We start from the raw sequence: 21473 nt of genomic DNA on the forward strand, positions 1-21473 counted from the left end.
AGCGATTGATACGGCTGCGCGTAAACTGTGCGCTTATAGCCTTGGAAGCGCCCATGCCCCTGATCGAAATCTCGCTGGCCCTGCTGGTTGTCCTGTTGGTGCTGCAGGTGTTTGTGCTGCTGCGCGGCCGCGGCGACGCCGGCCTGCAGGCGCGCCTGGATAGCCTGAAAGACGACCTCCGCCATCTACGCGAGGCATTGGCCCAGGAACAACGTGCCGGCCGCAGCGAATTGAGCCAGGCACTGGTGCAATTCGGGCAGCGCCTGGATGCGCTTACCGAGCGTACGGACACCGGCCTGCAGACCCTCTCGCAACGCCTGATCGAGGAATCACGGCGTGGCCGTGAGGAACTTGCCGGCACGCTCAAGCAGCTCGGCGACCAGCAAAAGCAGCAGCTGGGCACGCTGGCCGCCGACAATGAAAAGCGCCTCGGTGAAGTGCGCACCACCCTGGAAACCAAGCTTGCCGCGATCCAGCAGGACAATGCCGCCAAGCTGGAACAGATGCGCGCCACGGTGGACGAAAAACTGCAAGCGACGCTGGAAACGCGGCTAGGCCAGTCGTTCAAGCTGGTATCGGAGCGGCTGGAGGCCGTCCAGCGCGGCCTGGGCGAGATGCAGTCGCTGGCCAGCGGCGTCGGCGATCTCAAGCGCGTGCTCAGCAACGTGAAGACGCGCGGCATCCTTGGCGAAATGCAACTGGCCGCGTTGCTGGAGCAAATGCTCACGCCCGAGCAATACGCCGCCAACGTGGCGACAGCGCCGGGTTCGGACGAACGCGTGGAATTCGCCATCCGCCTGCCCGGTGGCGATCGCGACAGCCAGGTATGGCTGCCGATCGACGCGAAATTCCCGCGCGAGGATTACGAACGCCTGCTCGATGCCCAGCAACAGGCAGATGTGGAGGCTATGGAACGCGCCTCCCTCGCGCTGGAGCGCCGTATACGCGACGAAGCCAAGAGCATCCGCGGCAAATACATCGCGCCACCGGCCACCACCGATTTCGCCATCCTGTTCCTGCCCACCGAAGGCTTGTATGCGGAAATCATTCGCCGCCCCGGCCTGTTCGACAGCCTACAGCGCGAGCAGCGGATCATTGTGGCCGGGCCCACCACGCTCTCGGCCATCCTCAACAGCCTGCAGATGGGCTTCCGCACGCTGGCGATCCAGCAGCGCAGCAGCGAAGTGTGGCAATTGCTCGGCGCGGTGAAGAACGAATTCGGCAAGTTCGGCGACGTGCTGAAAATGGTGCGCAAGAAGCTGGACGAGGCCAGCAAGCATATCGACAGCACGGCCGTGCGGACGCGTGCGATCGAGCGCAAATTGCGTGATGTGGAGACGCTGCCGGGTGAGCAAGCGCAGCAGCTATTGGGCGAATCGGCGAGTAGCGATGAGGAAGCGGTGGAGGAGTAATTTTCCACTCGCGATCGTCAAAAACTCAACGCATGCGCTGCCGCCCGTGCAATCAGCGCTTCATCCGGCCGCACGCCCGTATAAAGCACGAATTGCTCCACAGCTTGCAGCACGATCACATCGGCGCCGGTAATCACCGGTTTGCCCAATGACCGCGCCAGCTTGATCAGCGGGGTTTGCGGCGGCAGCGCCACTACGTCGAACGCCGCTCGCGCACGCTCCACCGCATCACGCTCGAACGCAAGCTGGTCTTGTTCGGGCCCCTCCATGCCGATCGGCGTCACGTTGATCAGCAAATCGGCTCGCAAGTCTGCCATGTCGGCCCTCCAGGCAAACCCGCTCACTTCGGCCAGTTGACGCCCGGTGGCCTCGTTCCGCGCCACGATGTGCCCGTGCCGAAAACCGGCATCGCGAAACGCACAGGCCACCGCCTTCGCCATGCCGCCGCTGCCGCGCAGGGCCAGCGGCATATCCGTGGCCAGACCATGCTGTTCGATCAAGCTGCGCACAGCGATGTAATCGGTGTTGTAGGCGCGCAGATGCCCGTCGTCGTTGACGATGGTGTTGATGGAAGCGATCGCCGCAGCCGACTCGTCGATGCTGTCGACCAGCGCCATGCAGGCCTCCTTGAACGGCATCGAGATCGCGCAGCCGCGGATGCCCAGGGCACGAATGCCGCCGATGGCGGCCGGCAAGTCACGCGTGGTGAATGCCTTGTAGACGTAGTTCAGATCCAACGCTTCGTACAGAAAATTCTGGAAGCGCGTACCGAAGTTGCCCGGCCGGCCGGACAGGGACATGCAAAGCCGGGTATCGCGGTTGATGGATCGAGTCATGGAGATGGGTCCTGGCGGGGATGCAGGCAGGCCCGGAACCCTAGCACAGGGGGCCTTGATCCATGCCGCGTGGGCGGCATGTAGGCTGGGATGTCAATCCCAGCATGTGTAAACCCGCGTAGAAGTGGGATTGATGCCTAGACCCAGATTGCCAATGCACTTATACAAAATGAATCGAAGCACCTCTTGACGCGAGCGTTACAATTGCAGGCCTGAACCCGTACCCAGGAAGCCGCATGAGCGAGCACGAGCCCACCGAAGTCACCCGCGAACAAGCCGAAGAAGCAGTGCGTACACTGCTGCGCTGGGCTGGTGACGATCCGCAGCGCGAAGGCCTGCTCGATACGCCACGCCGCGTGGTGAAGGCCTATCGTGACTGGTTCAGCGGCTACCAGACCGATCCGGGCGAATACCTGCGCCGCACCTTCGAGGAGGTGGCCGGCTACGACGAGATGGTGGTGCTGCGCGACATCGAATTCGAAAGCCATTGCGAACACCACATGGCGCCGATCATCGGTCGCGCCCATGTGGGCTACCTGCCTACCAACCGTGTCGTGGGCATCAGCAAGCTGGCACGCGTGGTGGATGCTTACGCGCGCCGCTTTCAAGTACAGGAAAAGATGACCGCGGAAATCGCGCGCTGCATTCATGACAACCTCAACCCGGCCGGCGTGGCGGTGGTGATCGATGCCAGCCACGAATGCATGACCACGCGCGGCGTGCACAAGCGCGGCGTGTCGATGATCACCAGCCAGATGCTGGGCTCGTTCCGCGACGACGCCCGCACCCGCGCCGAATTCCTGGATTTCATCGGCATCCACGGCGGCCGCCGCTGATGCGCTCGGCCCTGGCCTTACTGCTGCTGGGGCTGCCTTTGGCCGCGCTTGCGCAAAGCACGGCGGCCGGCCTGTTCCAGGCCATGGACAGCAACGGGGATGGGCGCATCAGCGAGGCCGAATACGTCGCCTATATGAGCCAGGGCTTCTACCGGCGCGACCTCAACCACGACGGCGTACTGGAGCCGGAAGAGCTGCCCGGCGGGCGCGGCAAACCAGTGACCTTGAAGGAGTGGCAGGACAACCTGCGGCGTGAATTCCACCGGCTGGACCGCCATCACCACGGCTACCTGAGCCCGCAGGAACTGATGCAGCCGCCGCGTTGAGTCGCGGATTCGCCCCCCCCGCGACATTTCCTGCACCTTCCAGCCCATGCCAAGCCAGGCCGCATCGGCTATCTTTGCGACTTTGGCCCATCCGCCGCCTAGCTATCCGCGCTCTTCGCATGGACTCAGCCTCGACCGTTCGCTCCTCCCGCCACACCGCTGCGTTCGCCTTCATCTTCGTGACGGTGATGGTGGACATGCTGGCCTTCGGCATCATCATCCCGGTGTTGCCGCACCTGATTGTGCAGTTGAGTGGCGGCAGCCTGGCGCAGGCAGCCGTATGGGTGGGCGCGATCAGCACCACCTTCATGCTGATGCAGTTCATCTTCTCGCCAGTGCAAGGCACGCTGTCGGATCGCTTCGGCCGCCGCACGGTCATCCTGATTTCCAGCTTCGGCCTGGGCGTCGATTTCATCGTGATCGCGCTGGCGCCAACCGTGTGGCTGCTGTTCGTCGGCCGCGTGGTATCGGGCATATGCGCGGCAAGCTTCTCGACCGCCAACGCCTACATCGCCGACATCGTGCCAAAGGAAAAGCGCGCAGCTTCGTACGGCGCACTCGGCGCGGCATTCGCGATCGGCTTCATCACCGGACCTGCGCTGGGCGGCCTGCTTGGCCATATCAGCATCCGCTTGCCGTTCTGGGTGGCCGCCGCGCTATCGCTGATCAATTTCTGCTACGGCTATTTCGTGCTGCCGGAGTCGCTGCCTCTGGAGCGTCGCAGCAAGCGTTTTGATTGGCGTCATGCGAACCCGTTTGGCGCGCTGGTGCTGCTGCGCCGCTATCCGCAGGTGTTTGCGCTGGCCACGGTGTATTTCATGATCACCCTGGCCCAGTTCTCGCTCAACTCCACCTATGTGCTCTACGCCGATTACCGCTATGGCTGGGGCCCCGAAGCGGTGGGCGGCACGCTCGCCTTGGTCGGCCTTTGCACCGGCGTCGTACAGGCTGGACTGGTGCGCCGCCTGATGCCGAAACTTGGTGAGCGACGCATGATCATGCTGGGCATACCGCTGGCGGTAGCCGGCTACCTGGTATTCGGCTTCGCCCCCGTGGGCTGGATGTTCCTGCTGGGTATCCCGCTGCTTGCCCTGGGCGGCCTGGCCGGCCCGCCCTCGCAAGCCCTGATGACCCACCAGGTGGATCCGCATGAGCAAGGTCGCCTGCAGGGTGCGCTGACCAGCCTCGCCAGCCTGGCCGGCATCTTCGGGCCGGCGCTGTTCGCCAACCTGTTCGGGTTGTTCATCAGCGATCACGCGCCCATGCACCTGCCCGGCATCGCCTTCGTGCTGGCGGCGCTGCTGCTGGCGATAGCCACCGTTATTGCCGCCTATGCGATCCGCCACCTGCATCCCGTGCATGCGGCGGAAAAACAACCACCTGCATCGCTGCACGGCGACTTCCCGACCGTCGCCGACGTGGTCACCCACGATTCCCTCCCCACTCATCACTCGGAGTCATCCCCATGAGTCTTTCCATGTACCAAGCTTCCGTGCCGGTGTTCGTGCGTGCGTTGACCAATCTCCATCACGTGCTCAAACTCGGGGAAAAACACGCCAAGGAAAAAGGCGTGGAAGGTTCCGTGATGCTGCAGACCCGCCTGATTCCCGACATGCTGCCGCTGGTCAAGCAGGTGCAGATTGCCACCGACATGGCCAAGAACTGCTGTGCCCGCCTCGCCGATGTCGATCCACTGAAATTCGAAGACAATGAAACCTCGTTCGACGAATTGCATTCACGCCTCGAACGTGCCATCGACTACATCAAGAGCTTCAAGCCCGAACAGGTCGACGGCAGCGAAACGCGTGCGATCACGCTGAAGACGCGCAACGGCGAATTGCACTTCGAAGGCCAGGCCTATCTGCTGCACTACGTGATTCCGAACATGTTCTTCCATTGCACCACCGCGTACAACATCCTGCGCGAAGCCGGTACGAATATTGGCAAGCAGGACTTCATCGGCAAGCAGTAAATCTGTCCCCATGCAGGGCGAAACAATCGCCCTGCATGCGGCAAGCCGTGCCCTTGGCAGCACCGGCAAAACCCCTTCGCATCTTCGTACTTGTCCGTAGTACAGCGCAGTAAGCGCACACCCTACGCGCCACAGCGCGCGTCACGAAAACGCCCCACGCCTTTGCGGCGCATCCCCCGATTGTTGCCAGCGCGCAACTCGCTAATTTGTTGTCTGCGGTTCCGAACGGAATTTTCTCCGGGATTTGAGCCGTAAATCCGCGACCGATGTTGCGCATGCCACGCGTGGCAGAGCGAAGCGTCGCCGCGTTCTTTCATAGACCGTCCGCCAAGCCAATAGGTGCGATGGCAAGTTCAGGGAGGCTGCAACTTGAAAGCAGGACAAGTCTTCAAGCGCACGTTGCTGGCGCTAGCATGTACAGGTGGATGCGCCAATGCATTCGCTCAGGACAGCGCAGCGGCAAATGGCGATAGCAGTCAAAAGAAGAAATTGGATGCGATAACGGTCACCGGCTCGTTGATACCGCAGACACAGCTTGAAACGTTCACGCCCACAACCTCCGTCACCTCCGAGCAGCTGAAGGCAGAAGGCTTTGCTACGGTCGCACAGGCTCTTCAACACCTATCCTTTGCCACCGGGAGCGTTCAGAACGCTCAGAACACCAACAGCTTCACACCTGGAGCCAAGACGGCCAGTTTCTTTGGACTCAACCCCGGCTATGTAAAACTTCTCGTTGATGGAAGACCAATGAACAATTTTCCTGTGCTGTACGACAGCACGGAGGTCATCAACAATCTGAACACCATCCCCACCGACCTGGTCGATCGCATCGAATTTCTTCCGGGCGGCCAGTCCACGCTGTACGGCTCAGATGCCATTGCCGGCGTAATAAACATCATCATGAAGAAGAAAGTAGATGCGCCGATTATCGATGCACGCTACGGATGGAATGGGTTAGGCGGCAACGCCAACCGCCACATCAGTTTTGCCGATACCTTCAGCTTCGGCAAATTCAATATCACCGCCGGTGCCCAGATCGAAAGCTCCCAGCCCATCTGGTCAGCCGATCGTTCGTGGACCTCGCATAACTTTGAGAACGGCGCATCGCCGGCTCTATCCGGTCGCGACTACCTCATTTATAACAGCGAACTACGTAACAGCTATTACATGCTCGACCCCAATCGTTGCGCACTCACCACAGGACAATTCGGGGGCACCGAAGGCTTGCAACATCGACCTGGACAGGGTGACTACTGCGGCTCGTTCTATGCCCCTGGCACCTCTACGCTTTCGGGCGATAGCAAAACGGCCAATATCTATACCCGAGCCACCTACGATCTGAGCGATACCACGCAACTGTACGGAGACTTCAGCTACAACTTCGACCGGGAAAAATGGAGCAACGGTGCAAGCACTATGTGGTGGGGCTCATCCAGCAAATATACCTACATCTACGACCCCGACCTGGACGACTTCATCAACTTCCAGAAGAGCTTCAGCCCAGAGGAAGTCGGTGGCTACCAACACATCATGTCCAAGAGCTACGAACGCAATTACACCCTGACACTGGGCTCAAAGGGGATACTTGGCGCCTCTGACTGGGAATACGACATCAGCGTCATGCATGGCGAGGACAAGCTGACGCAACGACCCTTCGCCCGCTTCACGAATGCGATGGAGAATTTCTTCACAACCCGTGTCCTGGGACCCGACCTGGGCCCTGACCCTGATGGCAATGGTTTCAGCACTTTCCGGCCTGACTATGCAGCGTTCTACACACCCATTTCCAATGCTGACTTCAATAGCTTTACCGGCTATCTCACAAGCAATGCGAAAACCTGGCAGAACATTGGTCGCCTGACACTGACCAACTCTGCGCTTTTCCACATGTCTGGTGGCGACGCAGGCGTGGCGGTGTTGGCTGAAGGGGCCAACGAGGGCTGGGACTATTCGCCGGATCACCGTTTGCTGACGGGCGAAGTCTGGGGTCAGAGCGCTGTGCAGGGCGCTGGTCATCGCTCTCGTTTTGCCGTGGCGAATGAATGGCGCCTACCGCTGCTATCCGAGCTAACCATGAGCGCATCGGCTCGTTACGACGCCTACAAAGTAGCCGGCAGCACGATTAGCAAACCTACCTACAGTGTTGGCTTGGAATACCGGCCCTTTGGCGATTTGCTATTGCTGCGCGCCCGTTATGGCACCGCCTTCAAGGCACCTACGTTAGCCGATCAGTTCACCGGTAACAGCAGTTACTACGCCAACCCCACTGATTACTATAACTGCGCACTATTGGGCTATGACCCCGCTGTCGCGTCAATCAGCTGCCCCGCCAAGTACAACGGCGCACCGGTCAAGGGATTGCAGTCGGGCAACCCCAAACTCAAGCCCATTTCCGCTACCAACTGGAGCGCGGGTCTCGTGCTGTCTCCGATATCGCGAATGGCCCTTGGCGTGGATTTCTATCACTGGAATATCAAGGACGAGGTCGACATCGAGGCCAGGGATAAACTTCTATTGCAGGAAACAGCTTGCCGGCTTGGTCAACTTGATATTTCTTCGCCCAGCTGCCAATCGGCTATCAGCAAGATCATCCGCAACGCCAAGGGCGAATTGGCCGAGATCCAGACACCCAAGGTGAACGTTGCCAATGAAATCCTGGATACGGTAAACGTCAATTTCAATTACGTGTTTTCCGCTGGATTTCTGGGTGAGTTCAGCCCAACCCTGAACTACACCAACATCTTGCAGCACAAGCGTCAACCTTATGTCGGCGATCCCTACATCGACCTGCTTCGATCGCCATACTGGAGCACCGACTTCAAGACCAAGCTCGCGGCATCACTGACCTGGCGACGCGGAAAGTGGGGCGCTACCCTCTACGCATCTCGATTTGGCAAGTCCCCCAATTATCTGGCAACGCTAAACGCGTCCAGTCCCTACACCAAGGCAGGTGAAGGAACGTTGCCGGCATGGCTGACGTACAACGCCAGCGTTTCGTACAAACCGCTGGCCAAGCTCGATGTGTCTTTCATCGTAAACAACCTGCTCAATGCGATGCCCCCTGTTGACACTAGCTACCCTGGTACGTCGTCAGCCCCGTATAACAAATACAACTATGACGTCTACGGACGCACCTTCTCACTGGAGGCAAGGTACAAATTCGGCCCGTGATTTGTCATTGCTGGTTTTCGGGGGAGTGGGACTTACCGCTCCCCCTATTTACTGCACTAAAAAGCCCTGGCGTACCCATTGATTTGGCGAACCATCGCCCAAATGGGTAGGGACTCCCGCCCCTCAGCCAGGAAAGTACGTGAAAACGGCAACCCACCTCATAATCGACTTCGTCTCCGACGTCGTCTGCCCCTGGTGCGCCATTGGCCTGAAATCCCTGCAGCAGGCGCTTGAGCGGCTGGACGGTGAGGTGGTGGCCGAGCTGCATTTCCAGCCGTTCGAGCTGAATCCGCAGATGGTGCCGGAGGGCGAGGAAGTCGCCGAACACTTGGCGCGCAAATACGGCAGTACGCCGGAGCAGATGGCGAAGAACCAGGAAGGCATCCGCCAGCGTGGGGCCAGCCTGGGCTTCACTTTCGACATGGGCAAGCGCAGCCGCATCTACAACACCTTCGATGCGCATCGCTTGCTGCATTGGGCGGAACTCCAGGGTCAGCAGCCTGCTCTGAAGCTGGCCTTGCTGGAGGCGTATTTCACCAAGGGTGAGAACGTCAGCTCGCATGAAGTGCTGGCGCGAGTAGCCGGTGAGGTTGGGCTGGATACGGCCGAAGCGTTGAAGGTGCTCGCGGACAATCGCTATGCGGAGGAAGTGCGCGAGCAAGAGCATTTCTACCAAACGCAGGGCATCCGTGCCGTGCCTTCGGTGATCATCAACGGGAAGTACCTGATCCAGGGCGGGCAGCCGCCGGAGCTGTTCGAGCAGACGTTGCGGCAGGTGGCGGCCGAAGCTCAAGCATGAACTGGCCACCAAAGTCTTGCCTGGAACGGAATTCGATAGCAGCATGGGGGGCGCTATATTGCAATACCGTTTCCTCATACCCATTAACTTGCTCGATTTAGCTGTGAGAGGCATCCGCAGCGAACACCTCTCACGCTGTGGCACGCGCAATACAATTACCTATGAGCAGCCGTTGTGGCGCCGGGAGCTGTATGACGGGTTTCAAGCGATGAATGGGGGATTTTGCCCATCCATTCGCGATTGATACCGAGACGATCAATCATTGCCTGATCTATAGATTCAGAGGCAACGGGGGGAATGACTAACGTAGAAATACCAGAAACCACCGCTCGAGGCAGGTCTTTCAAGGGCATGGCATCCGCTCTTGGCCCCCAAACAGGTGAAAAGGATGCCTCATAAACAATTACTTCTTGATTTTCCGGGTAAAACTGAAGGAGACGCTCCGTAAGTATCTCCATTGCAGGCGAGGTTTCAGCTTCCTTTGGAGTAAAGCATAAATCACCTATTACGCCGATTTGCCACAAGATCAACATGCATGACGGGAAGATCGGCACGGGTCGCACTAGGAAGCTGGTTGCCTCGTAGCTGTGGCAACCTATAGATGGATCCAGCCCCAAATCGGAGATCATGCAGTCTTCAGAAGAAACACCGGATAGCATTACCGCACGATACCCTTCCTTTCGGGCAAGGTATACGGACTTATGCGTTGGGTATGCGAAAACGCCAGGATGACCGTAGAAGGCTGCGCAAACGCGCTTATTTTTCCTAACCTCAGCCAGAATAGTATCAACCATGTTTTCGTAGGTAACTTTGCGTGGCTGACCCGGCACGTAAAAATGATAGAGATCTTCGGCGTCCGGATTAATGTCACGAATATATCGACTTGCGAACGGATCTGGCACTAGATAAAAGACCTTGTCTGCTTTTGCAAGGTAATCCTTCGTTTCAAGTGTTATCTGCCCGGGTGCCTGAATCCCGGTCCCAACCACTGCCAATGAGCCTTTTTTCATACTAAGACCTCATGCATATTGCAATGGAAAAAGAGGCTCGTCACGAGTCCATGGCGAACCTCGATACACGCTCAGAGATTCGTCAGCATCTCAATTTCTAACATGACGATCATTTTCATTGGTGCAGTTGGCTCATGCAACATCTGCAATAGGAGGTTCGCGTTTGGAGCACGAAGCAGATGCTTAGTATCTTCACTCATTTTCGACTCTTCCATAAATGCTTCCTTGTCGAAAGCAAAACGCTCGCGCCCTTCCGCATCTGTGGCAAGCCTCATCAAAAACCTAGTGGCCTCTTCAGCCGCTAGACTGCCTTGAACGGGTGGGTGCTGTGCATGGCTTGATGTTTCTACAAGGGCAGAAGTTTTAGCATTCATCGGATACCTCCTTTGTTGCGACATGTAGGGCCAAACTAGGCAATGAATCTGCCGCAGTCAGAACGACTAAGCTCAGTTCGCGCTTTGACCTTCGAGCAATCGAGGCCCCATTCAAAAGGGGGGCACCTCGACCGCACCGAAACACGTCTGAGACCCAGTTACCAAAATCGCCAACAGCCTGCGCCTCCTCCTCACGGTTCTCTCGTCAGGAAAGCTAAAGCTGCAAAAATCGTTTGAATGCCATCCGACGCCTACAAAACACGTCGGAAAAGCGGACAAATTACCGACAGCAGGGAAGCTAAGAGATGTTCGATAACCTGTGTCCTAGCGGTATCCGGTGCCAACCCCAGACGCCTGGGTGCTCGGCGATCACACATCACACCCCGCCCCAGCGAAGCGGTTGGTGCGGTACCAGATTAGGTTCCGTTGCCAATGCGGCGGTTTAGCAAAGACTAAATGGCCGGCTCGAATGTGGCCTCTCGAGGGCTCTGAACAGGGAATGGCGTCAGAAGCGGCACGAAAGCGCGAGCTTTGCGACAATAGCCTGCCGTTCCGCCCACCCTGCCCCGCATGCTGCGACTGACCGACATCAAGCTCCCCCTGGACCACGCCGAGGAAGCCCTGGCCGCCGCCATACGCGCCAGGCTGCACGTCGGCGCGCCGGCCATTCGGGGCTACAGCGTGTTCCGCCGCGGCTACGACGCCCGCAAGCGCGGAGCGATCCAGCTGATCTACACGCTGGACGTGGACGTTACCGACGAGGCCAAGCTGTTGGCGCGCTTCGCCGGCGATCCGCACGTACGCCCCACGCCGGATTCGGAATACAGCTACGTGGCCAAAGCCCCGGCGGGATTGGAACACCGCCCCGTGGTGATCGGCATGGGGCCTTGCGGCCTGTTTGCCGGCCTGGTGCTGGCGCAGATGGGTTTCAAGCCGATCATCCTGGAGCGCGGCAAGGCGGTGCGCGAGCGCACCAAGGACACCTGGGACCTGTGGCGCAAGCGCAACCTGCATCCGGAGTCGAACGTGCAGTTCGGCGAGGGTGGCGCGGGCACGTTTTCCGACGGCAAGCTGTACAGCCAGATTTCCGATCCCCGGCACTACGGCCGCAAGGTGCTCACCGAATTCGTGAAGGCCGGCGCGCCGGAAGAAATCATCTACGTGAGCAAGCCGCACATCGGCACCTTCCGCCTGGTGACGATGGTCGAGAACATGCGCAACAACATCGAAGCGCTGGGCGGAGAAGTGCGCTTTGAGCAGCGCGTGGATGACCTGCTGGTCGAAACCGATGCCCAAGGCGTGCGCCAGGTTCGCGGTGTCATGCTGGCAAGCGGCGAGCAGATTCGTACCGATCATGTAGTGCTCGCGCTCGGCCATAGTGCACGCGACACAGTAGAAGTACTGCACAAGCGTGGCGTGTACCTGGAAGCCAAGCCTTTTTCGATCGGCTTCCGCGTTGAACATCCACAATCCTTGATCGACCGCGATCGCTTCGGTTCACAAGCGGGCCATCCGTTGCTGGGCGCAGCGGACTACAAGCTGGTGCATCACTGCCGCAATGGCCGCTCGGTGTACAGCTTCTGCATGTGTCCGGGCGGCACGGTGGTGGCGGCCACCAGCGAACCGGGACGCGTGGTAACCAACGGCATGAGCCAGTATTCGCGCAACGAGCGCAATGCCAATGCGGCGATCGTGGTCGGCATCGAGCCCAGTGATTTTGTTCCATACGACGACAGCGGCAGCCCGCTTGCCGGCATCGCCTTGCAGCGTCAGCTGGAAAGCCGCGCGTTCGAGCTTGGCGGCGGCACCTACGATGCGCCGGGACAGCTGATCGGCGATTTTCTTGCTGGAAGAGCATCGACGGCCTTCGGTGAAGTGCAGCCCTCGTACAAACCCGGTGTGCATCTGACGGATTTGTCTTCCGCATTGCCGGATTACGCCATCGAAGCGATCCGCGAGGCGATGCCCGCGTTCGATCGCAAGATCAAGGGTTTCGCGCGGCCGGATGCGATTTTTACCGGCGTGGAAACACGCACTTCGTCGCCCGTGCGCATCCGGCGCAACGACGACGACCTGCAAAGCCTCAACACGCGCGGCCTGTTTCCCGCCGGCGAAGGCGCGGGCTATGCGGGCGGCATTCTTTCGGCCGGCGTCGATGGCATTCGGGTGGCCGAAGCGGTGGCGTTGAGCATCACGCAGCAGGAAGTCCATGCTCACTGATGCCATCAAGGACAGTATTCGCGACACCTATGCGCGCGTGAAAGACGGTTTGCCCGGCTTTCGTGCGCGCTCGGCGCAAACGCGCATGATCGCCGAAGTAGCCAAGGCGCTGGCGCAAAGCGGCGGTGCCGCGGTGATCGAAGCGCCCACGGGCACCGGCAAATCCATGGCTTACCTGATTGCCGGGGTCGAGGCGGCACAGGCGCAGAAGAAGAAATTGCTGATCGCCACTGCCACCGTTGCCTTGCAAGAGCAGCTGGTGGAGCGCGACATTCCGCTGTATCTGAAACTCAACGGCCGCGAGATGAAAGTGGCGCTGGCCAAGGGACGCGGCCGCTATCTATGCCCGCGCGACCTGCGCATGGCCGCCGGCGGCCTGGGCGAGAACCCGCAGCTGGGCCTGGGCCTGGACGCAGACCTTGCCATTTGGAGCAAGCCGCCGGCCGAACGCGACAAGCAAGTGTTGCGCAAGCTTATCGACGCGTTCGACCATCATCAGTGGAACGGCGACATGGATGCGTCTCCGGAAACACCCAGCGACATGCTGCGCGCCATGATCACTACCAGCGCCGGAGGTTGCACCGGCCGGCGCTGCGCGCAATTCATGGCCTGTCCGTTCTTTGCCGCGCGCCGCGCCGTGGCGGACGCGGACATCATCGTCGCCAACCAGGACCTGGTGCTCGCCGACCTCACCCTGTCCAGCGGCGATGAAAGCTGGGGTGGCGTCTTCCTGCCCAAGCCGGACGACACCTTGTACGTGTTCGATGAAGCGCATCACATGCCGGGCAAGACGATCGACCGCGGCGCCGCCGAAGTGCCTCTCACTACGGCCATACGGCAACTCAGCCGGCTGGGCCGGCAGGTGCATGCCGCCTATTCGCTTACCGACAAGGAAGTGATCGGCAAGCTCGCGCTCGATGCCGGCGATGAAAAACTGCAGCAGCTCAGCGATGCGCTGGAAGCGCTGGAAAAGGAAATCCGCCAGTCGTGGCTGCCCGATCCTGGAGAAACCGAGCCTATGTATCGCGGCTCGCTGGGGCAGTTGCCGGATAACTGGGTGCATCACGCCACCGAACTTTATGTAGCCACCGCCGAGATACAGCGCTGGCTGACGACGGTGCGCCGTGCCGTCACCGAGATGAGCGAGGGCGGCCCCACCCAGGAGGCCTTGTCGCGCGAGCTGGGCATGGCGCTGGAGCGTATCGATCGCCAGGTGCGCACTTGGCGTGCCTGGTCCAGCGACGACCCGGAACACGCGCCGCCACTGGCGCGCTGGGTTACGCTGGCGAATGATCAACAGCTGGTTTGTCACGCTTCAGCCGTTTCCGCCGGCGCCTTGCTGCGCAATATCCTGTGGGACAACGCAAGCGCCGTAGTGATGACTTCCGCCACCCTCAGCGTAGGCGGCAACTTCCGCGGTTTCGCCGATGCCGTGGGCTTGCCGGACGAGGCAGTGACGGTAAGCCTGCCTTCACCTTTCGATCTTGGCGCGCAAGCACGCCTGGAAATACCGGCCGTGTCCGCCTTGCCCGATGCGCGCGAACAGCACTCGCAGGAAATCACCGACTGGCTGGCGGAAAACCTGGACTGGGAGGCCGGCAACCTGGTGTTGTTCACCTCGCGCGCCAAACTGGAGCGCGTGCTGCAGCGCCTGCCGATCGACAAAGTGCGCAGGGTGCGCGCACAAGGTTCGCTGGGCAAAACGCAATTGATCGCCGAACACGTGGCGGCGATTGAAGCCGGCAAAGGCAGCACGCTGTTCGGCCTCGCCTCGTTCGGTGAAGGCCTGGACCTTCCCGGCAAGCTGTGCGAAACGGTGGTGATCACGCAGCTGCCGTTCGCTGTGCCAACCGATCCCGTCGGTGCCACCTACGCCGAATGGCTGGAATCGCGTGGACGCAATCCTTTCATGGAAGTGGCCGTGCCGGAGGCCACTCGCCTGCTGATCCAATACTGCGGCCGACTGATCCGCAGCGAGACCGATCGCGGCCGCATCGTGCTGCTGGACCGGCGCGTCATCACGCGGCAATACGGCAGCCAGATGCTTAAAGCCTTGCCCCCGTTCCAACGAGTAATCGAGCGTAACGCATGAGCATCATCCGCCTGCGCGACTGTCCGGCCGTGCCGTGGAAGAACGGCATGGGGCGTACGCGCGAACTGGCTGTCCATCCGGCCGGCGCCGGCATGGAAGATTTCGCCTGGCGCGTCAGCGTGGCCGAGGTGGACAGCGCCGCGCCGTTTTCTTCGTTCGAGGGGGTGGATCGTTACATCGCGCTGCTGCAAGGTGCAGGGTTTACGATGACACTGGACGATGGCCGCAACCATGCGCTCGATGCGCCTTTTGCGCCCTTTGCCTTTCCCGGCGAGGCCAAGGTGACGATTGCGCTGCACGGCGGGCCTACGCGTGATTTCAACCTGATGCTGCGAAGGGCGAAAGCGCGCGGCGAGCTGGTAACCTGGGAAGATCCGGGCCGGCAGGTGGTCGATGATGCCGTGGTGCTGATTTACTGCGCGCGCGGGCATGTCGATACGGCCGATGGGCGCATGCAACCCGGCGATGCGTGGCTGCCGACGGCGTCGACCGGACGCGTTACGCTGGACGCAGGGACATTGGCACTTGTCGCGCGGGTGCAATTGCTGGGAAATTGACGTCGCGTAGGCTGGGACGACAATCCCAGCAACACGTGACGTGAACGCAGCTGGGATTGTCATCCCTCTACGAGGTGTTTTCGCAAGGCGTACTTCATCCTTCTTGAGGTCCCCACCATGTCCGTGCTGATCCTCGGCCTGATCCTGTTCATCGGCCTGCATTCCATCCGCATCGTCGCCGACGACTGGCGCACCCGCCAGATCGAACGCATCGGTCTGAACCGCTGGAAGGCGATCTACTCCATCCTCGCCGCCGTCGGTCTGGTGCTGATCATCGTCGGTTTCGCCATGGCGCGACGCCATCCGGTGTTGCTGTACGTACCGCCGATGTGGCTGCGCCATCTCAATGGCCTGCTTATGCTGATCGCCCTGATCCTGTTTCCCGCTGCGCGCGTGCCGAACAACATGATCAAGGCCAAGCTGCATCATCCGCAGGTGCTGGCGGTAAAAACCTGGGCCTTCGGCCACCTGCTGGCCAACGGCATGCTGCACGACGTGGTGCTGTTCGGCGCCTTCCTGCTATGGGCAATCGTGCTGTTTGCAGCCTCGCGACGCCGCGACCGGCGCCTGGGCACGGTCTATCCGCCGGGAGGCGTGAAAGGCACGGTGATAGCTGTCGTAGCAGGTATCATGCTTTGGGTGCTATTCGCGTTCTGGCTGCACAGCCTGCTGTTTGGCGTAAATCCCATGGCATAGGCTGGGATGGCAATCGTAGGCTGGGATGACAATCCCAGCATTGCCATGCATCCAGCATCGCGATGCTGGGATTGTCATCCCAGCCTACACAGCATGCTGGTAGTCATGTACGCCGCAAGCTTGGGCTGCGTTACAGTCTAGCCGTCCGATTCACAGGAGGTAGCGCCCATGGCCGGTTTTCTGCTTTGGCTGGTGTTGCTGGTAGTTTGCTGGCCCCTGGCGCTGCTGGCGCTGGTGCTGTATCCCATCGTATGGCTGTTGTTGCTGCCATTGCGTTTGCTAGGTATCACGGTGAATGCGGTGTTTGCGTTTCTGAAAGCACTGCTTATGCTGCCGGCCCGGGTATTAAGCGGTCGACCCGTGTAAAGCCTCCCCTCTCCCGAGGGAGAGGGGGTAAAGCAAGCACCCAAACGTCAGGGTGATGACACCACCGGCAAACTCACAAAGCTCGCATGATCCGGCGTATGCCATACGCGCTGCGTCGCTTTCACGTAATCCGCCGGCTTGGCATCGAAGATATTCGGCACGAAGGTCTGCGGATTGCGGTCGTACAGCGGGAACAGGCTGGACTGCACTTGCACCATGATGCGGTGGCCCGGCTCGAACACGTGGTTCACCGTGGGCAGGCGGAAGCTGTAAGCCAGTGGTGCGTTCGCCTCGATGGCATGCGGGTGCTCGAAACTGGTGCGATAGCGGCCGCGGAAGATATCCAGCGAGATCGGCAGCTCGTAGCCACCCATGCTCGGGTTGGACGGCACCGTGTCGGGATAGACATCGATGACCTTCACCACCCAGTCACTGTCCGTGCCGCTGGTGGAAGCCACCAGGTTCACTTGCGGCGCGCCGCTTACGCGCAGCGGCGAACTTAGCGGAGCGCTTACATAGGTGAGCACATCCGGACGGTCATCGACGAAACGCTGGTCGTTGAGCAGCCAACGTCGCCAAGCGTCGCGATCCGTATCCACCACCGGACGAGGCTCATACGGTACCGGCTTGGCCGGATCGGAAGTGTACTCGTCGTACTTCGCGTCGCTGGCCTTCGGTGCTTCAAACGCAACGCGCCCATCGGCCAGCAGATACAGCGGCCTGGAGGTGGAATCGCAGCCGTGCGCGCAGGACAGCGGCCAATGCGTGAACCGGTCCCAATGGTTTTCAGCGGTGTTGTAGATCAACACCGGCGGCGTGTTTGCTTTGGGTGCACCGTCCTTGAGGTATTGGCTGAAGAACGGCAGCAGCACGTCTCGGCGGAACTGCAAGGCCGTGTCGCCGGCCCATTTCAAGGGGCCGAGTGTGCTGCCGTTGACGTTCACCTGACTGTGGAACCACGGGCCCATCACCAGGTAGTTCATGGTGTTGCTGCTGTCTTTGGGCTCCATCGCTTCGTAGCTATGGATGGCACCGTACATGTCTTCCTGATCCCACAAGCCCTGCAGCCACATGGTGGGCACTTTCAGCGGCTGCTGCGCCATCACCTTGTCCAGCGCCTGCGCCGACCAGAACTGCGTATAGGCCGAGTTTTCATGGATCTTGCGCCAGAACGGCAGGCCGTCCAGCCCGTTGGCGCGCGCATAATCGCCCGCCGAGCCGGCGCGCAGGAAGGTGGTGTAGTCGTCGTAAGCCTCGCGCGGGATGCGGTAGCCCATGCCACGCTGGGTGGTCTGGCCGGTGATGTAATCGAAGTTGGTCTGGCGGTAAGCGCCATAATGGAACCAGTCGTCGCCCATCCAGCCGTCCACCATCGGGCTTTCCGGTGCGGCCACTTTCAGCGCCGGATTCGGATTGACCAGGGCCATCACCACCGTGAAGCCTTCGTACGAGGAACCAATCATGCCGACCTTGCCATTCGACTCGGGCAGGTTCTTCGACAACCAACCGATGGTGTCGTAGGCATCGGTGGATTCGTCCACCTTGCCGCTGTTGAGCGAGCCGCGCAACGGCAAGGTCATCACGTAAGGGCCTTCGGAACCGTACTTGCCGCGGATGTCCTGGAACACGCGGATGTAGCCGGCCTGCACGAACTCCTCGTCGCTCTCCGGCAGCAGGTCGAGCATGTGCGGGGCGTTTTCGCGCTCGCTGCGCTTGTCCGCGTTGTAGGGCGTGCGTGTAAGCAGGATCGGCGCGTTATGCGCACCCTTCGGTATCACGATCACGGTGTGCAGCTTCACGCCGTCGCGCATCGGGATCATCACCACGCGCTTGACGTAGTCATTGGCCCCGGTGGGCGCCGTGAAACTGGCGGGAATATCGGGCGTCATCGGTGCGGTCTGCGCGTGGGCGCAAGCCGCCATCAGGCCCATGGCCAGAGCCGTCAATGAGAACAAGGTGCGAATCGGTTGCATGCAAAAAATCTCCGCCGCTTTCGGCCGCCCATACCCTGACGACCGCTGCATTCGATGAGGGGAAAGCTGCTCTCCCGGCAGCGCTATGACTTTAAGCGATCCGAAGCGCCGTCCATGCATGACTTTTCGCACTACCTCTTGCATTTGTGCGTGATGAGCGCAGGATGGATGCGATACCCGTTGCAGGATTCGAGTTTTGCAAGCTGTCGACACCTTCACGCCCTGCCCCTGCGGCAATCACAGCGGTTACACGCGCTGTTGCGGCCCGCTGCACGAAGGCGGCATTGCAGCAACCGCCGAAGCCTTGATGCGCTCACGCTATAGCGCCTACGTGCTGCAGCGCGAGGATTATCTGCTGGCCACCTGGCATCCCAGCACCCGCCCGGCCAGCCTGAAACTGGCGGCGCAACACCCTGCCCCCACGTGGCTGGGACTGGACGTAAAGCAGCACAAGCAAGACGGCGAAAACGCCACGGTGGAGTTCGTGGCGCGCCTGCGCTACGGCGGCGGCAAGGCGCAGCGCATGCATGAGATCAGCCGCTTCGTACGCGAACAGGGCCGCTGGTATTACCTGGATGGGCAGTTCCCGTAATCCTCATGACCGTCATTCCCGCGAAAGCGGGAACCCATTTTTGCTCTAATGCAAAAGTGAAGATGGATTCCCGCTTTCGCGGGAATGACGGCCACGAAGTTACAACGACAGTTCGCTCTCGCCCTCGAAACGGCCGTTCGGCCCGAATCGCCGCTCGACAATCAGCCCCTTGCCGTCATGGTCGATCGCCACGATGGTGCAAGCCCGTGTGCCATAGCTTTCGCCCCGAATGAACGCGGAAGACAGCCAGCGTTCGCGCTCCAAACCCACTCCAGTATCCGGTAGCAACTCGTCCGGCGCCTGATGCTCGTCGGCCAGGGCGTTGAACAGCGGCGCGAAATCCACTTCGTGACCGGCGTCCAGCCACGTCTGCAGGCGCTGCATCAAGCGATGCGTCTTCGGCCACGGTGTATTGAAGTCGGCGTTGGATAAACCGTGCACGCCCGGTTCGATCGGCTGCGCCTTGGAGGAAGGGCGATTGCCGATATAGAAACCGTATTCACCATCGAACGTGAGCAGATTGAACGGACGGTAGCCGGGCGCCGAGGGCAGCAGCTTGGCGGCGTGGCGTGTCGCATCGTCAGCGCCCACTAGATAATCCGTGGCCAGCAGACCACGCGATACACCCTGCTGCGGATCATTGGGATCGCGCACATTGGTCACGACACAGCATCGCCCCGTTGGCGTGACGCCCAACCAGGTGCCACCCGCTTCGAGATCCCGTCCGCCTATGACCGGCATGTCCGTCCAGCGCGATAGCGGTGCGCTGGGGCGCGCATGGAATTCATCACGGTTGCCGGCCAGCAGCAGGCGCCAGCGAGGGTGGGTTTGCCAGGCGAAAGCGATCAGGCACATGGCGTAAAGACTACCTCAAAGGTGGCCACCGGTAGGCTGGGATGATAATCCCAGCATTGCCTTGCATTACCTACGCGATGCTGGGATTGTCATCCTGAGGTATCCCCACGTTTTTTGTTCTTGGATCCCGTAAAAATCAGGCAGCTGCGTTTTAGCCCGCTAACATCCAAAGAAACGGGCCGTCATTCCCGCGAAAGCGGGAATCCATCTCGCTCTGATGCATCCTGAAAATGGATTCCCGCTTTCGCGGGAATGACGGCATTTGGGGCACGTATGCAGGTAGAGGAAAAACGTGGGGATACCTCAGGATTGTCATCCCAGCCTACAAAGCGCCGCGCGCTTGCGCAGCGCATCCGCCCAGCGCGCAGCCACCCGCGGCGACGTCATGCACACGGTTTCATCTGTCACCGTGGTCACCGCACGTTCCAGCAATTGAATGTCCGCTTCGTGCTGCCGCGCCACATGCGGATCTTCAAAAAAGATTGCGCGCTGGCAACGCCGCTCCAGCACCAGGTCGGCAATCTGTGCGTCGCCGCCCATCGGGCCGCTCTGGTAACGCTGCACCCATTGCTCGCCCTGGGGCCAGCCGCGGCTCCATGCCAGCTCGTTCAACTGCTGGCCGGTGGTGCCCGTGGCCACCCGTTGGGCGAACCGCGCGAGCACGTCGAAGTGATCGGCCGCGTACGCCATCATTTGTGGCTTCATCGCATCGTGCGCGATCAAGGCAATGGTCTGCTTTTCCAGTACATGCAGATCATTGGCGCCGGGATCGGGCGCCAAACCCGCTTGAATGCGCTCCATCTCGATCCAGTCCCGCGCCGACGCCACGGTGGAGACGAAGGGCTTCTGATGAATCACGCATTGCCGCTTCAACGCCACGGCCTCTGGAAAAACGGAGGAAGGATCGACCGGATCGATAAGGTAGATCGCGCCGTCGAGCGTGCGCTCGGGCGCATGCATGCCTACTACTTCGGCCACCAGCTTCATCAGGCCGCCCTCGCGGCCGTAGGGATAGCGCAACAAACCGGGATAGCCGGCAAGACAACCGCTGCGCTCGATCGCGGCATGGGTGCGCCCAACGGCGTGCAGGCTGAGCTTCAACTCGCCAATACCCTGCTCACAGGCACGCAGCCAGCGAAACAGCGCCGCGTCGTCCTGGTCGTGATGAAGCGCATTGGCGGCAAGGCCCATCCGCATGTTGCTTTTCCCCTTGTCGATAAGTCGAGTCAATAAACCGATGATAGCCGTGACAGCCGGTCACACCGCTCAGCAGGCACAGCCTACCGTATACCGCACGCGTCATAGCGGCATTGCCCATGCCTGTGCATAGGCCGTCTCGGCATATAAAAAGGCGCGCCGCTTGAGCGGCGCGCCTGAAGTACCTTC

At 60.5% G+C, this 21473-nt stretch carries 19 protein-coding genes; 13 read left to right on the plus strand and 6 right to left on the minus strand.

Going from position 1 to position 21473, the window contains the following annotated elements; translation table 11 throughout:
* Nucleotides 1–53: 53 nt before the first annotated feature.
* Nucleotides 54–1412 carry a DNA recombination protein RmuC gene (locus QQJ96_RS00670; RefSeq protein WP_284329959.1) on the plus strand — a complete coding sequence of 453 codons (1359 nt, stop codon included), beginning with the start codon at nt 54–56 and terminating at the stop codon, nt 1410–1412.
* A 17-nt stretch (nt 1413–1429) separates the two neighbouring features.
* Here QQJ96_RS00670 and QQJ96_RS00675 read toward each other — a convergent pair whose 3' ends face one another.
* Nucleotides 1430–2248 (minus strand): shikimate 5-dehydrogenase, encoded by an 819-nt coding sequence (locus QQJ96_RS00675; protein ID WP_284329960.1) that lies wholly within the window; start codon nt 2246–2248, stop codon nt 1430–1432.
* A 236-nt stretch (nt 2249–2484) separates the two neighbouring features.
* Between QQJ96_RS00675 and folE the strand changes: the two genes are divergently transcribed.
* From folE to QQJ96_RS00705, 6 genes are all read left to right on the plus strand, one after another.
* Nucleotides 2485–3084, plus strand: a complete 600-nt coding sequence (folE, locus tag QQJ96_RS00680) for a GTP cyclohydrolase I FolE (protein ID WP_284329961.1) — start codon at nt 2485–2487, stop codon at nt 3082–3084.
* Nucleotides 3084–3410, plus strand: a complete 327-nt coding sequence (locus tag QQJ96_RS00685; RefSeq protein ID WP_284329963.1) for an EF-hand domain-containing protein — start codon at nt 3084–3086, stop codon at nt 3408–3410. Before folE ends, QQJ96_RS00685 begins: the two co-directional genes overlap by 1 nt.
* A 119-nt stretch (nt 3411–3529) precedes the next feature.
* Nucleotides 3530–4879, plus strand: a complete 1350-nt coding sequence (locus QQJ96_RS00690) for a TCR/Tet family MFS transporter (protein WP_284329964.1) — start codon at nt 3530–3532, stop codon at nt 4877–4879.
* Entirely contained in the window at nt 4876–5382 is a 507-nt protein-coding gene (locus tag QQJ96_RS00695; protein ID WP_284329965.1) for a DUF1993 domain-containing protein, read from the plus strand. The genes QQJ96_RS00690 and QQJ96_RS00695 overlap by 4 nt, the downstream gene beginning before the upstream one ends.
* 369 nt (nt 5383–5751) lie before the next feature.
* The gene (locus QQJ96_RS00700; RefSeq protein ID WP_284329966.1) at nt 5752–8553 is read left to right on the plus strand and encodes a TonB-dependent receptor domain-containing protein; all 2802 of its coding nucleotides are present in this window, start codon (nt 5752–5754) and stop codon (nt 8551–8553) included.
* Between the two features lie 139 nt (nt 8554–8692).
* Complete coding sequence (locus QQJ96_RS00705) at nt 8693–9352, plus strand: DsbA family oxidoreductase (protein ID WP_284329968.1); 660 nt, start codon at nt 8693–8695, stop codon at nt 9350–9352.
* A gap of 155 nt (nt 9353–9507) precedes the next feature.
* On the opposite strand, the gene QQJ96_RS00710 is transcribed toward QQJ96_RS00705, so the two are convergent.
* Both QQJ96_RS00710 and QQJ96_RS00715 read right to left on the minus strand, forming a co-directional pair.
* Nucleotides 9508–10362, minus strand: a complete 855-nt coding sequence (locus QQJ96_RS00710) for an SAM-dependent methyltransferase (protein ID WP_284329970.1) — start codon at nt 10360–10362, stop codon at nt 9508–9510.
* Between the two features lie 71 nt (nt 10363–10433).
* A complete protein-coding gene (locus QQJ96_RS00715; RefSeq protein WP_284329971.1) occupies nt 10434–10736 on the minus strand; it encodes a hypothetical protein in 303 nt (100 codons plus the stop codon).
* A gap of 570 nt (nt 10737–11306) precedes the next feature.
* Between QQJ96_RS00715 and QQJ96_RS00720 the strand changes: the two genes are divergently transcribed.
* The 5 genes from QQJ96_RS00720 to QQJ96_RS00740 all read left to right on the plus strand — a co-directional run bounded on the left by QQJ96_RS00720 (nt 11307) and on the right by QQJ96_RS00740 (nt 16667).
* Nucleotides 11307–12956, plus strand: a complete 1650-nt coding sequence (locus QQJ96_RS00720; protein ID WP_284329972.1) for an NAD(P)/FAD-dependent oxidoreductase — start codon at nt 11307–11309, stop codon at nt 12954–12956.
* Nucleotides 12946–15048, plus strand: coding sequence for an ATP-dependent DNA helicase DinG (gene dinG, locus QQJ96_RS00725; RefSeq protein ID WP_284329973.1), 2103 nt, complete (start codon nt 12946–12948; stop codon nt 15046–15048). The genes QQJ96_RS00720 and dinG overlap by 11 nt, the downstream gene beginning before the upstream one ends.
* Nucleotides 15045–15605: a HutD/Ves family protein gene (locus QQJ96_RS00730; protein ID WP_284329975.1), complete on the plus strand. Its 561-nt coding sequence runs from the start codon at nt 15045–15047 to the stop codon at nt 15603–15605. The genes dinG and QQJ96_RS00730 overlap by 4 nt, the downstream gene beginning before the upstream one ends.
* Before the next feature lie 117 nt (nt 15606–15722).
* Nucleotides 15723–16301, plus strand: a complete 579-nt coding sequence (locus QQJ96_RS00735; RefSeq protein WP_284329976.1) for an NnrU family protein — start codon at nt 15723–15725, stop codon at nt 16299–16301.
* Nucleotides 16302–16469: 168 nt separating this feature from the next.
* The gene (locus QQJ96_RS00740) at nt 16470–16667 is read left to right on the plus strand and encodes a hypothetical protein (protein WP_284329977.1); all 198 of its coding nucleotides are present in this window, start codon (nt 16470–16472) and stop codon (nt 16665–16667) included.
* Nucleotides 16668–16714: 47 nt separating this feature from the next.
* Here the strand turns inward: QQJ96_RS00740 and QQJ96_RS00745 are convergent, their stop codons facing one another.
* Nucleotides 16715–18640 carry a CocE/NonD family hydrolase gene (locus QQJ96_RS00745; RefSeq protein ID WP_284329978.1) on the minus strand — a complete coding sequence of 642 codons (1926 nt, stop codon included), beginning with the start codon at nt 18638–18640 and terminating at the stop codon, nt 16715–16717.
* A gap of 196 nt (nt 18641–18836) precedes the next feature.
* On the opposite strand from QQJ96_RS00745, the gene QQJ96_RS00750 reads away from it, so the two are divergent.
* A complete protein-coding gene (locus tag QQJ96_RS00750) occupies nt 18837–19232 on the plus strand; it encodes a YchJ family protein (RefSeq protein ID WP_284329979.1) in 396 nt (131 codons plus the stop codon).
* Nucleotides 19233–19331: 99 nt separating this feature from the next.
* On the opposite strand, the gene QQJ96_RS00755 is transcribed toward QQJ96_RS00750, so the two are convergent.
* Entirely contained in the window at nt 19332–20087 is a 756-nt protein-coding gene (locus tag QQJ96_RS00755) for an NRDE family protein (protein WP_284329980.1), read from the minus strand.
* 312 nt (nt 20088–20399) lie between these two features.
* A complete protein-coding gene (locus QQJ96_RS00760) occupies nt 20400–21284 on the minus strand; it encodes a methylglyoxal synthase (RefSeq protein ID WP_284329981.1) in 885 nt (294 codons plus the stop codon).
* Nucleotides 21285–21473 lie beyond the last annotated feature (189 nt).

It is taken from the genome of Dyella flagellata (assembly GCF_030160275.1).
Lineage (GTDB): Bacteria > Pseudomonadota > Gammaproteobacteria > Xanthomonadales > Rhodanobacteraceae > Dyella_B > Dyella_B flagellata.

Excerpts from the sequence above, each read along its gene's own strand:
- QQJ96_RS00670 (WP_284329959.1), top strand. The coding sequence starts at position 54 with ATGCCCCTGATCGAAATCTCGCTGGCCCTGCTGGTTGTCCTGTTGGTG.
- QQJ96_RS00675 (WP_284329960.1), bottom strand. The coding sequence starts at position 2,248 with ATGACTCGATCCATCAACCGCGATACCCGGCTTTGCATGTCCCTGTCC.
- folE (WP_284329961.1), top strand. The coding sequence starts at position 2,485 with ATGAGCGAGCACGAGCCCACCGAAGTCACCCGCGAACAAGCCGAAGAA.
- QQJ96_RS00685 (WP_284329963.1), top strand. The coding sequence starts at position 3,084 with ATGCGCTCGGCCCTGGCCTTACTGCTGCTGGGGCTGCCTTTGGCCGCG.
- QQJ96_RS00690 (WP_284329964.1), top strand. The coding sequence starts at position 3,530 with ATGGACTCAGCCTCGACCGTTCGCTCCTCCCGCCACACCGCTGCGTTC.
- QQJ96_RS00695 (WP_284329965.1), top strand. The coding sequence starts at position 4,876 with ATGAGTCTTTCCATGTACCAAGCTTCCGTGCCGGTGTTCGTGCGTGCG.
- QQJ96_RS00710 (WP_284329970.1), bottom strand. The coding sequence starts at position 10,362 with ATGAAAAAAGGCTCATTGGCAGTGGTTGGGACCGGGATTCAGGCACCC.
- QQJ96_RS00715 (WP_284329971.1), bottom strand. The coding sequence starts at position 10,736 with ATGAATGCTAAAACTTCTGCCCTTGTAGAAACATCAAGCCATGCACAG.
- QQJ96_RS00720 (WP_284329972.1), top strand. The coding sequence starts at position 11,307 with ATGCTGCGACTGACCGACATCAAGCTCCCCCTGGACCACGCCGAGGAA.
- dinG (WP_284329973.1), top strand. The coding sequence starts at position 12,946 with ATGCTCACTGATGCCATCAAGGACAGTATTCGCGACACCTATGCGCGC.
- QQJ96_RS00730 (WP_284329975.1), top strand. The coding sequence starts at position 15,045 with ATGAGCATCATCCGCCTGCGCGACTGTCCGGCCGTGCCGTGGAAGAAC.
- QQJ96_RS00735 (WP_284329976.1), top strand. The coding sequence starts at position 15,723 with ATGTCCGTGCTGATCCTCGGCCTGATCCTGTTCATCGGCCTGCATTCC.
- QQJ96_RS00740 (WP_284329977.1), top strand. The coding sequence starts at position 16,470 with ATGGCCGGTTTTCTGCTTTGGCTGGTGTTGCTGGTAGTTTGCTGGCCC.
- QQJ96_RS00745 (WP_284329978.1), bottom strand. The coding sequence starts at position 18,640 with ATGCAACCGATTCGCACCTTGTTCTCATTGACGGCTCTGGCCATGGGC.
- QQJ96_RS00755 (WP_284329980.1), bottom strand. The coding sequence starts at position 20,087 with ATGTGCCTGATCGCTTTCGCCTGGCAAACCCACCCTCGCTGGCGCCTG.
- QQJ96_RS00760 (WP_284329981.1), bottom strand. The coding sequence starts at position 21,284 with ATGCGGATGGGCCTTGCCGCCAATGCGCTTCATCACGACCAGGACGAC.